Origin of the sequence: Echinicola marina, assembly GCF_020463795.1 — a bacterium.
Classification (GTDB): Bacteria; Bacteroidota; Bacteroidia; order Cytophagales; family Cyclobacteriaceae; genus Echinicola; species Echinicola marina.
In genome coordinates, this window is the sequence record NZ_CP080025.1 from 3,298,152 (window position 1) to 3,310,849 (window position 12,698).

The 12,698-nt window shown below is 41.3% G+C and carries 6 protein-coding genes; 5 read left to right on the forward strand and 1 reads right to left on the reverse strand.

What is annotated here, in order from left to right; genetic code table 11:
- The first annotated feature begins 95 nt into the window (after positions 1-95).
- The 3 genes from KZP23_RS13585 (at position 96) to KZP23_RS13595 (ending at position 6,556) form a co-directional block, all read left to right on the forward strand.
- On the forward strand, positions 96-3,590 hold the full coding sequence (locus tag KZP23_RS13585) for a TonB-dependent receptor (RefSeq protein WP_226332261.1): 3,495 nt from the start codon (positions 96-98) through the stop codon (positions 3,588-3,590).
- Positions 3,591-3,603: 13 nt separating this feature from the next.
- Positions 3,604-5,601 carry a RagB/SusD family nutrient uptake outer membrane protein gene (locus KZP23_RS13590; protein ID WP_226332262.1) on the forward strand — a complete coding sequence of 666 codons (1,998 nt, stop codon included), beginning with the start codon at positions 3,604-3,606 and terminating at the stop codon, positions 5,599-5,601.
- A gap of 109 nt (positions 5,602-5,710) precedes the next feature.
- Positions 5,711-6,556 carry a glycoside hydrolase family 16 protein gene (locus KZP23_RS13595; protein ID WP_226332263.1) on the forward strand — a complete coding sequence of 282 codons (846 nt, stop codon included), beginning with the start codon at positions 5,711-5,713 and terminating at the stop codon, positions 6,554-6,556.
- Between the two features lie 369 nt (positions 6,557-6,925).
- Here the strand turns inward: KZP23_RS13595 and KZP23_RS13600 are convergent, their stop codons facing one another.
- Positions 6,926-9,562 carry a glycoside hydrolase family 2 protein gene (locus KZP23_RS13600; protein ID WP_226332264.1) on the reverse strand — a complete coding sequence of 879 codons (2,637 nt, stop codon included), beginning with the start codon at positions 9,560-9,562 and terminating at the stop codon, positions 6,926-6,928.
- 434 nt (positions 9,563-9,996) lie between these two features.
- On the opposite strand from KZP23_RS13600, the gene KZP23_RS13605 reads away from it, so the two are divergent.
- A complete protein-coding gene (locus KZP23_RS13605) occupies positions 9,997-11,403 on the forward strand; it encodes a sialate O-acetylesterase (RefSeq protein ID WP_226332265.1) in 1,407 nt (468 codons plus the stop codon).
- Between the two features lie 62 nt (positions 11,404-11,465).
- Positions 11,466-12,425: a glycoside hydrolase family protein gene (locus KZP23_RS13610; protein WP_226332266.1), complete on the forward strand. Its 960-nt coding sequence runs from the start codon at positions 11,466-11,468 to the stop codon at positions 12,423-12,425.
- Positions 12,426-12,698 lie beyond the last annotated feature (273 nt).

Here is a 12,698-nt window from a genome sequence, read left to right on the forward strand (position 1 = left end):
TGAACATTGGCCCTTGTTGGCAAATAGAAAGTTTCTCAGGCTACACTATTTGCTGGCGTTTAATGCAATTCCAATTACAAAAAACATTCTAATTTATGAAAAAAACATTACATGCGTTACGTATGATAGGAAAATTCTATCTGTACGGGTTCGTAGTCCAATTATTTTTCCTGAATTTCATCCACGCAGCACCCTCCAAGGCTCAGGAATCATTGGATTTAACCAAAGTACATCTAAGTCTTAATTTAAATCAGACTTCACTAGAAGAGACTTTCAAAGAGATCAGTAGCTTAACTGATTTTGAATTTAGTTATAAGGAAAAGCTAGTAAGGAATGCTTTGCCAGTAAATATTAATGTCCAGAATATGTCCCTGGAAGAGGTGTTGTTAAGCCTTTCTAAAAGCCATCAGCTTTCTTTCAAACAGGTGAACGGAAACATTAGTGTGGTAGCAAGGGACAATGTTCTTAGCCAGCTGACAGTGGTCAAGGAAATTACGGTAAAGGGAAAAGTTACCGATGAAAACAACCTTGCCATTCCTGGTGCCACTGTTTTGGCCAAAAGTAGCGGAAAAGGGACTGTGACAGATTTGGATGGAAATTACAATTTAGTGGTCTCAGAATCAGATGTCCTTGTTTTTTCATTTATTGGTTATGTTTCCAAAGAAATCAGTATAAATGGCAACGAGAACATTGATGTAACTCTTCGGGAAGACATGCAAAGTTTGGAGGAGGTAGTGGTTGTTGGATTTGGTGAGCAAAAGAAGGCAAACCTTACTGGTGCGGTAACCACGGTGGATGCAAAAGTGCTCGAAGCTCGTCCTGTACAGAATGTGGGTCAAATGCTTCAAGGAGTAATTCCTGGCTTAAATCTGCAAACCTCAGGATTAGGGGGGGAATTAAACCAGAACCTAAGCTTTAACATCCGTGGAGCAGGAACCATTGGTGCAGGATCTAACTCATCCCCTTTGGTTTTGATTGATGGTATGGATGGCGATCTGAATGCACTTAACCCGCAGGACATTGAGAACATTACTGTATTGAAAGATGCGGCGGCGGCATCGGTATATGGGTCAAGAGCGGCATTTGGTGTGATCCTTATCACGACCAAAAGTGGTAAAGCCGGCAAAGCAAAAGTGAATTACAATAATAATTTCAGGTTCTCCAAACCTATGGGACTGCCTACAATGATGGATTCTTACACTTTTGCCATGTATTATAACGAAGCAGCACTAAATGCCGGTAGAGGGCCCGTTTTTCAGGATGATGTGCTGGAAAGGATTCGTCAGTACCAAGCGGGAGAAATTGAAAATTCCACAATTCCAAACAATAACGGGGATAGATGGCAGTACTATGGTGGTTCCAACGGTGATACAGATTGGTTCAAAGAGCAGTATAAATCCATGTCCTTCTCCCAAGAACATAATCTAAGTGTAAACGGAGGAAATGAAGGTGCCAGGTATTACCTCTCCGCAAACTATCTGGACCAAGGCGGTTTGACCAGACATGGAGGGGACAACTTTAACCGTTACGGCTTAGCCGGTAAGGTGGATTTAAAACTCAATGACAAATTAAGCTTTAATTACAATACCCGTTTTGTAAGGGAGTATTTTACCAAAGCAACACATTTGAATGACTTGTTCTACCACAATGTGGCCCGTAGATGGCCTACCGTCCCAGTCAAGGATCCAAACGGATACTATTCCGATCCAAGTGAAATCAACCAGTTGCGTGAAGGTGGCAGGGTGAATAATTATAAGGACTTTTATTACATCCAGGGCAAACTGACCTATACGCCAATCAAAAACTGGAATATCCATGCCAGTGGTAACTACCGCGTTATCAATATCAATAATGCTTCCAATACCCTACCGGCTTATGCGCATGATGTTGCTGGAGAGCCGTTTCCTCTTTCAGTTTACTGGTCGGCACCCGGACATACTGCCGTAAGTGAGTTTAGCCAAAAGGAAAATTACTTTACATCAAATATTTATTCAGATTACAGTTTGGATATTGCTGAAAATCACCATTTTAAATTGATGGCAGGTTTTAATTCTGAATTGAATAAGTATCGGAATATCAGCGCAGGAAGAACCGGGCTTATTACTCCCAACGTTATTTCAATCAATACGGCCACCGATAATTTTACCAATGGCGGAGTCTACAACCATTGGGCAACAGCCGGTTTTTTTAGTCGCTTGAACTATAATTATCAAGAAAAATATTTCTTCGAATTCAATGCACGCTATGACGGTTCAAGTAGATTCATTAGTGATAAAAGATGGAACCTGTTCAATTCATTTTCAGCGGGCTGGAATATTGCCCGTGAGAATTTCTGGAGCTTGGACAGGATATCGATGTTTAAAATCAGGGGATCCTATGGGGAATTGGGCAACCAAAATACCAGTAGCTGGTATCCTTTCTACCTGTCACAGCCGTTCTCTGTAAATTCCGGTTCCTGGTTGGTTAATGGAATACGGCCAAATATTGCTTCTGCACCGGGTATTATCAGTACTTCCATGACCTGGGAAAGAGTAAAAAGCTATAATTTGGGTGTGGATTTAGGCTTACTGGAAAACAGGTTATTACTGAACTTCGATTACTTTAACAGGTATACATTGGATATGGTCGGCCCAGCGAAAGAGCTGCCGGTGATTTTGGGGACAGGTGTTCCTCGAATCAATAACGCCGACTTGAAGTCCTATGGGTTTGAACTGGAGGTAAACTGGAAAGATGAGATCGGGGATTTCTTCTATCATGTAAGGGGAGTCCTTTCCGATGACCAAATGAAGGTAACCAAATATCCGAATGATACCGGTAACCTTTCGCAATGGTATAATGGGCGTAAAAACGGTGAAATATGGGGATATACCACCTTGGGTATTGCCAAGACCGATGCTGAAATGGAGCAGCATTTGGAGAATGTAAGCCAAAACCAAATGGGAAGCAACTGGCAGGCAGGTGATATCATGTATGCTGATATCAACGGTGACGGAACCGTGAATGCTGGTAGCAATACCTTGGCTGATCCGGGAGACAGAAAAATAATTGGCAATACGACCCCAAGATTCCGTTATGGACTGGATATCAATGCCAATTACAAGAACTTTGATATCCGCATCTTTATGCAAGGGATAGGTAAACGGGACTGGATGCCAAACGGTCCTTATTTCTGGGGAGCAGGAGGACAGAACCAATGGCAAGCAGCCGGTTTTGAAGAGCATATGGATTTCTTTAGAAACGAAAATTCCCCTATGGTTCAAGCCGGAGTCGCAGAAGTTAATTTGGACGCCTACTTTCCAAGACCTTCATTTGACCAGGGACGCAATAATCAGGCTCAAACAAGGTATCTTCAAAATGGGGCATACTTAAGGTTGAAGAATGTACAGTTAGGCTACTCATTGCCTAATTCAGTTCTGGAGAGATTGGGGATTTCAAATACCAGGTTCTATGTGTCAGGAGAAAACCTGTTGACTTTCACTAAAATGTCCAAAATTTTTGATCCGGAAACGGTTGGGCTTAGCGGTTGGAACGATGGAAAGACCTATCCTTTTGCTACCGTTTATTCCTGTGGTCTAAATATCAATTTCTAATTTGAAGCAAATCATGATAAGATATAAAAAAGCAATCAAACACGGTTTTGCAGCCGCTGCGCTGGTCATAGGATTGTCATCCTGTAATGATTTCTTGGACAGAGCCCCTCTTTCTGAGGTTACACCAGAAGTTTTCTTGAAAACCGAAGCGGATTTGGCGGCATATACTATCAATGCCTATGGATTCCCGACGCACGGAGGATTTAACGTAGGGACGTTTGGAATCGATAACGGTACAGATAACCAAGCCACCAGTAACGCAAGCAATATTTGGATTCCCGGCGAAAGACGCGTGCCGCAATCGGGGGGAGGATGGAGTTTTGGAGGAATAAGAAACATTAACTATTTCCTGCAAAATGCCGTTCCTGCCTGGGAAGCCGGTCAAATATCCGGTAATTCCATTAATATAGACCATTATATCGGGGAGGGGTATTTCCTCCGGGCCTATGAGTACTTTAATAAGCTTCAGACATTTGGTGATTTCCCAATTATACGGGGTACACTTCCGGATGATCTGGATAAACTGACCGAAGCTTCCAAACGTCGTCCCAGAAATGAAGTGGCCCGGTTTATAATTTCCGATTTGGATTCGGCCATAATGCTGCTGGGAGATAATCCTCTGGGAGGAAAAGTAAGAATCACAAAAAATGCCGCTTTGCTGTTCAAATCAAGAGTGGCTTTATATGAGGGCACCTGGTTAAAATACCACAAGGGAACAGCCCATGTACCGGGCGGACCGGGTTGGCCAGGGGAAGGAAAAGTGGACGGTTTTTCCATCAATATAGACAGTGAAATCGAATACTTTCTGGCCGAGGCCATGGATGCAGCAGAGCAGGTTGCGGACCAAATACCTTTGGAGACCAACACCAAAGATAATGGGTATGATTCTTCTGATAACCCTTATTTTACCATGTTCGGCTCTGAAGACTTGACAGGTTATCAGGAAGTATTGCTTTGGAGGGATTATGACCCGAGCCTGAACATAAACCACAATACAGGACATTATATAAACAGAAATGGTGGCAATACAGGGTACACCAGAGAATTTGTGGACAATGTGCTGATGGCAAATGGCCTGCCTATCTATGCCCCTGCTTCTGGTTACGCCGGGGACGATTTTATTGCAGATGTGAAAAAGGACAGGGATAACCGTCTGCAGATCTTTATGAAAGCTCCAGGTGAGTTAAGGGTAGATGACCGTACTAATACTGACGGCTCAGCAATACTTGAAGAGACACCGGATATTATCGGGCTTCTGGAAACGAAATATGTCACCGGATATGCACTGAAAAAGGGAATGAGCTATGCTTTTGAACAAGGTGAAGGAAATCGGGGCAGCACAGGATCCATTGTTTTCAGGGCCGCTGAGGCTTATCTGAACTATTTGGAAGCATCCTATCTAAAAGAAGGGGTGGTAACTGGTAAAGCTGAAACGTATTGGAAGGCTATTCGGGATCGCGCTGGTGTAAACAATGATTTTATGATCACCGTTGCTGCTACAGATATGAATATAGAAGCGCAGAATGATTTTGCAGCCTATTCCGCTGGAGTATTATTGTCAGATAAAGTCCTTTATAATATCCGAAGAGAAAGAAGAGTAGAACTGATGGCTGAAGGAATGCGGATGTTTGATCTTAAAAGATGGCGTGCATTAGATCAACTGAAAACAGACCCGCATATTATAGAAGGATTTAAACTTTGGGGACCTATGAAGGAATGGTATAAAGATGAAGAGACAGGAAAAACCTTATTGATCCAACCAAATGAGGAAGGTACTCCCAATGTTTCTAGTGAAGCTGAAGGTGAATATTTGAGGCCTTACCGTATTGTTTTGGGTGCTACAAATCTAGTGAAAGATGGTTATAGATGGGCTTATGCACATTATTTGGAGCCAATTGCTATTCAGCATTTCATTATTACCACGCCTGATGGTTCTGGATCTCCTGAAAATTCAGTGATTTATCAGAATCCAGGTTGGCCTTTACAGGCGAATTCTGCTGCAACTGAATAATTGATTATAAGGGATGGTCACTGATGGGCTTATGGACCTATTAGTGACCTCTTTTTTAATATGTGTTTGACTTTTTGATCTAAACTTTTAAAAATTAAAGAAATCCTAAATGCTAACTAAAATCAATAGTCTAAGAATGACTGGAATTGTTTTGATCCTATTACAAGCTTTTTATTACTCATGTGATAGTGCTAATGACCCTGCCCCAGTCAAAGAGGAAACAAAATGGGAATTGATTTTTGAAGATGAATTCAACGGAGATACTTATAATGGCGATCATTGGGCAAGTTATCAGACACAGCCTTGGTCATCTCCTTGGAATATGTATGTGGTCCCTAATGATGATGAACTGGCGGAAGTGAGGGATGGTAAGCTACATATAAGAGCTAGGTGGAATGAGGAAACTGACTTGCCTGAAACAGGGGCAATACAAACCAAAGATAAATTTAGCTTTACCTATGGTAAATTAGAAGTGAAAGCCAAGTTTTCCCGAATGGGAAAAGGGGCTTGGCCAGCAATTTGGTTGATGCCCCAAAATCCAGTATATTCAGGTTGGCCCAGTGGAGGGGAGATTGATGTGATGGAACATTTGAATACTGATGATATGGTTTATCAAGTGATTCACCAATCTGTTTCGGAAGATGAAAAACTGGAACCAGCACCATCTATGACAACAAAGGTGGATTTGGATGAATACAATACCTATGGAATTATCAAATCACCAGATAAGATCGAGTTTTATGTTAATGGTAAGAAAACCATGACACATAAAAAAGGTGGTGATAATGCTGGAATGTGGCCTTTTGAAACCGATTTTTATATTATCCTAAATCATGCTTGTGCTGATAAAGGGCAGTCAGGTAAGTATTTCTGGCCTGGTCTCGTCAATTCTACGGAGTATTTTCCGTATGAAATGATTATTGATTATGTGAAAGTGTGGGAGCAGGCTGAGTAGTGATATATTCTGAAAAACTAAATTAAACTAAGTATGGAAAAGTTGATACCTGGTTCAGGTTTGTTTGTGTGGCAAATTTTGGGTTTTCTATTAATAGCGGGATTGTTATATGCGGGTATTAAATTATATATAGTGATTTATAGGTACTTTAAAAATAGGCAATAAGAAACTCATATAGTCACTGATCTATGTTTTTAAAACGAAGATTAATAAACTGCCAAAAAATGATAAAAATATCCTTGCCTGATGCATGCTGTTATTGTTGGTAGAATTGATATTAAAAGATTCAATTAGATTTACTATAAAAAAATCCCGGACCAAATTAAGGAACGGGATTTTTTTTGTTGGGTGATTATTTATTGAAAGCAACTATTCTATTTTGATGGTTTGCTTAGGGCCATTCCAGCCACCAATTTCAATCAGTGCATCTGTGTTTTTCAGTTGGTCATAGTCCAAGGTGATGGTTTTTTCTTCTCCCGGAACGATAGATATATAATTATCGCTAAAGAAGGTAGGTAACAGTCTTTCTTTGGTTTTAGCATCAATCAGAGAGATACGATTAAAGAAGGAAACTGTATTTTCAGCATCGTTGTGAAGCGTCAAGCTGATTTCCGAATCAGTTATTTTCTTCGCTGTAGCTGATACCTTGGCCTCTTCTAAATTTTGTAAACCTGAATAATTGCCCTCTGCGTCTGGCAACCAGTAGAAATTGTCAGAGATTAATTCTTGGTTTATATTCAGCAATTGTACGGAGAGGAACATTCCCTCCTCCGCACTCATTTCATCAATCCTTTTCTTTAGGGACATGATTAATCGGATACTGCTTGGTTCGATATAAGTAAACACTTGCGTCAATTGCTTGCTGTTTCCTTCCATATCATAGGCCGTGACCCGTAGCATAATATCATGTTGCTGCTCAAAGCTATTATTGGCGATCATGATATTGCCTTTAACAGGGTCATACATGCCGTGTACAGCTTCACTTCCACTGCGCAATCCATAAAGACAGGCATTAGGATCAAGGTAATAATCATACATTTGCCCTCTTAAAGCCGTCCAAGGATTTTGGGTTTTCCAAATGATCACCCCAGTATACCAGTCCCACATATGCGCAGAGAAGCCTTCCATCAATCCACGGTATTGGTTGTAGTTGACCAGTTGCGCTTTCTCGGCAAAGTCCTCCATGTTCTTAGGAGTGCCATAAGGTTCTAGGGAGTTGCTATAGTCGATATATTTGTGGTAAGTCCAAACTTCGTCTTTGATCTTTTCAGTGCCTTCCATCTCTACAGGAACTACATGGTTTTCCTCTGGCAGGAACCTTTTCAAGGATACAGCATCTCCTGTTCCAACAGAACCTACTTCAGAATTGAATGGCCAGGTGCGTTCTGCCCAGAAGGTGGAGATATCCTGAATACCATAAGGCCCATCACCATTTCCGCCTTTGAAATTATAGGACATTTCATCGGAGTTGGAGTAGTCTATGAACCAACGGGTGCCATCATATTTCGGTAAAATTTCATTCTTAATGGCATGCATAATATCTGCAGGGGGAGTGATTTCATTACCCCCGCACCACATGGCCAAAGATGCGTGGTTTCTCAAAAGTTTTACCACATCCTCAGCGGATTCAATAAATAGGTTGTGATCATCTGGATATTGCCTTCTGGTCCATTGGTCATCCTTTTTCTTAGGGTCCAACCATCGGCCATTACAGTCACCGGAAATCCAAAAATCCTGGATCACCAATAAACCGTATTTGTCACAAGCTTCATAGAATTCAGGTCTTTCTGGTAATGCTCCGCCCCAAATACGGATCAAGTTAAGGTTCATATCTCTATGGAACCTGATTTCTGCATCATAGCGTTCTTTGGAGAACCTTAACATGGCATCGGAGATGATCCAATTGCCACCCTTAATGAATATTTTCTGTCCATTTACCGAAATTTGCTTACTTCGGGTGTGGCTGTTCCATTCAGTTTGTATCTCTCTTATACCAAAATTGATTTTTTCACTGTCTGAAATATTTCCATTGATAGTAAAATTAAGGTCTAGATCATAAAGGTTTTGCTCTCCATATCCACTTGGCCACCACAATTTTGGGTTTTCAAAGCTAAAGTCCGGCAAGGCGACTTCTTTGGTTTCATTTGCTTCAAGACTTACTGATTGGCTAATCGTCTTTCCATTCAAAATATATTGCAAGGTTCCGTTTACAGGCCCATCTTGCGTGTTTTCCAATTCGGCAGAAACCTTAATGGTAGCGGGGGCTTGAGGCTCTCCTGGGAAACGCTGCCCATCTACCAATGTGACGATGTGAGGGTTTTTCAGGTTGACCGCTTGGGTTTTCTCTATAAATACCTTATCCCATATTCCTGTGTTACGGTCACGAACAGGCTGGATCCAGTCCCATCCAGCAGTATACTGAAGGGCTACTCCTTTTGCTATGGTGCCATCACCGCCTTGACCGCCATTGGGATTGCCTACATGATCAGCAGGATGGACCAACACTGCCAAACGGTTTTGACCATCTTTGGCCAATAGTTCGGTGATATTAAATTGTTTACGCAAGTACATGCCCTTGAAAGGTTCTTTGTTGACCTTCTTGCCGTTCAGGTAAACATCAGCACTGTAGTTGATGCCTCTAAAGTTCAACCATATCTGCTCACCTTCTTTGGCAGTTTCTGTAAAGTCTTTTACAAACCAATAAGTATAGTATTCCCTACCAGTATCATAAATGTCTTTTATCTTTTCATTGTTCATCCCATAAAAAGGGTCGGGTACTTTTCCATTGTTTAATAAGGTGGTCAATACCGTTCCGGGTACAGTGGCAGGCATCCATTTTTTTAACTTATAGGAAGTATTGGATATTTCGATTCCATTGGCTTTGGTATCACTGATGGGATTGCAGTACCATTCACTGTTCAGCTCATAAATATGCTGTGCGCTGGCTAACTGGATAAAGCAAAGGCTGAAAATCCAGATTTTAATGATGAGAAAATAAGATTTCATAGGCTTGAATAGGTTGTGTTTTAAATATGTGTTTTGCTAAAATTTAACAAAACTCTCTTAAAGATAATTAATAAATTTTAAATAGATAGCTTATTTGAAAAGCTTAGGGTAAAAAACATACTGGCTGCTGGTTGTTTTGGTGGAAATGTTTTGAAACTGGTGTTATAATTGACCTATTTTGAGTGTTTGTGTGGATATTTTGTGTGTATTGGTTTGCTAGGCAGCTTGGGTTAATGTTTGATAGGTTGTTTTGCCAATCCTATCTTTTTCACTGTAAAGTTCTTTGCTCATTCCATAGTCTTTTAAATTAACTGCTGTTTATTAAAAAATAGTAGATTAAAGAGATGATTTTGTAGAATTTAATTCTGATGGGTTTATTTTAGCGTTCTGGAAAAGAAAGTATAATGATACCCATACCCAAAAACCTTTAAAACATGAAAAAACATATTCTTTGTTTACTATTCTTTTTGATTGGCTTTTCTGCCAAAAGTGAAATCTGGCTTCCTTCCATTATATCGGATAATATGGTTTTGCAGCAGAAGTCCAAAGCGGTCATATGGGGCTGGAGCAGCCATACTACCGAAAAAATAGTGGTGACAGGTTCTTGGAACAATCAGCCGGTAGAGACCTTTGCCCATCATGGGAAATGGTCTTTGGAATTGCCTACTCCATCTTATGGTGGCCCATTTACCATCAGTATTAAGGGGCATAAGGAAATTGTTTTGGAAAATATTTTGATAGGCGAAGTGTGGTTATGCTCCGGGCAGTCCAATATGCAGTGGAGTGCCAATAATGGTTTTGACAATGCCGAAGAAGAGGTGAAAGCAGCCAATTATCCCAATATCCGTTTTTTTAATATCCCAATCCATGGGACAAGCAGTCCCCAGGAAAACACTCCCGGAGTGTGGAACAGCTGTACGCCGGAAACCATGAGGGAATTTAGTGCAGTGGGCTATTTTTTTGGAAGGGAGTTAAATGAGCAGATGGATATCCCTGTGGGATTGATCAACAGCAGCTGGGGTGGTACTCCTGTAGAAATCTGGACTCCAGAAAAAGAAGTGGAGGATCCCGGCCTACTCAAGGAGGCTTCCTTGTTGATAGGAGAAAACAATTGGTATGATAGAAGGCCAGGCTTTGCTTATAATGCCATGATCCATCCGATTGCTCCGTTTAGTATCGCGGGTTTTTTATGGTACCAAGGGGAGTCTAATCGCCAAAATGCAGCTTATTATTATAAAACCTTTCCTATGCTCATTGCGTCATGGAGGAAGCAATGGGGCAATGATGATTTGCCATTTTACTATGTTCAAATCGCTCCTTTTGATTATGAAAATAATAATAGTGAGGACCTTGCTGCAGCGATAGTAAGGGATGCGCAGCTCAAGACCATGGATGAGCTCGATCATACAGGCATGGTGGTGACCAATGATATTGGCAATTTAAAGAATATCCATCCTGGGAATAAACAAGAGGTAGGGAGAAGGCTAGCGCTTTGGGCCCTGTCCAAGACCTATGGGCTGAGTGATGAGGATCCATCGGGTCCTCTATTCAAGTCCATGCAAATAAAGAAAAACAAGGCCTTGGTTACTTTTGAGCATACCAGTGGTGGCTTGCAGGCAGAAGGAAAGGAGATCAGGGAGTTCTATATAGCAGGAGAAGACCGCCAGTTTTATCCAGCGAAGGCAAAGATAAAAGGGGATATGGTGGAGCTTTCCTCAAAAGAAGTGAAAGCACCCGTAGCGGTTCGCTTTGCATTCTCCGATATAGCCTTGCCCAATTTGTTCGGCAAAAACGGCTTGCCAGCCTCAGCATTCAGAACAGATAATTGGGAAGTTGAGTGATTTCTTATTAAACCAGAAATGATCTGAATCCCTTCATTTAACTTCTAGTAAATATTATTGATTTGACACATTTTCAGAAAACCGCCCTGCTTATAGTTTTAATAGGCTTAATTGGGCTCCAAAAGGGGACTGCCCAAGATTCTAAAGAAAAACTACATATTCAGGATCACCTACAGTCAGTAAGCGAAGAAAATATCTTTCTTACCGAAGATTATTTCAATTGGGGAGGTTCCATCCTAAAAGGTGAGGATGGCCTTTACCACCTATTTTACAGTAGATGGCCAAAGGCTACCAATTTCACAGGTTGGTTGTTGTATTCAGAAATTGCCCATGCTGTTTCTCCCAATCCAAGTGGCCCTTGGTCTTATAAAGAGACTGTGCTGGAAGGAAGGGGAAAGGGGTATTGGGATGCCATCACTGCCCACAATCCAAAGATCAAGTATTTTGATGGCAAATATTACCTCTACTATATTTCTACCAATTTGGGAGAAAGACAGGACTATACAGAGGAGGAATTGATGGAAACCAGTCAAACAGGATATTCACACCCCAACTGGAAAACCCTTAGGCCTAACCAAAGAACCGGTGTAGCAGTGGCGGAAACCCTTAATGGAGAGTGGAAGCGCTTCGATAAGCCCTTAATAGCGCCTTCAGGGCCTATTAGTACATTGACTGTCAACCCCGCCATTGATAAGGGAAAGGACGGTAAATATTATTTGATCATAAAAGGGGACAAGCCCAATGAAACCAGGTTTATCCGAAACCAGGCCATGGCCATTGGCGATAGCCCTATAGGGCCTTTTGAGATCCAATCTGAACCAGTTATAGATTATCTAGATACAGAGGATATGTCCCTTTGGTATGATAAGAAGCGGGACAAATACTTTGGAACCTTTCATGCCCACGGCTTTATAGGCTTGGTGAATTCTTCGGATGGGATCCATTGGGAAAAAGCGGAAGAATTTGAGTTGATGCCAAAGGTGATCAAGATGAAGGATGGAAGTTTGATTAAACCAGACTGAATGGAAAGACCTTTTGTCTATACTCAAGATGATGATGTAGTGATGATAGGGGTGGCTTGTAAAAAGGGAAATGAATCATTTATCGTCACCATTCCAGTAAATCGATAGTCGAAACTTGATTAAGAGAAATGAAAATAATGCCTTATCGAATTTATTCAATCGTATTGCTGCTTTTACTGGCTGCTTGTTCTCCATCCAAACAGACAAAGGAAATTTTGCCAAGGCCCTCAACTGAACCTAGCCCTGAACAGTTGGCATTTTTTTCCTCCTCAA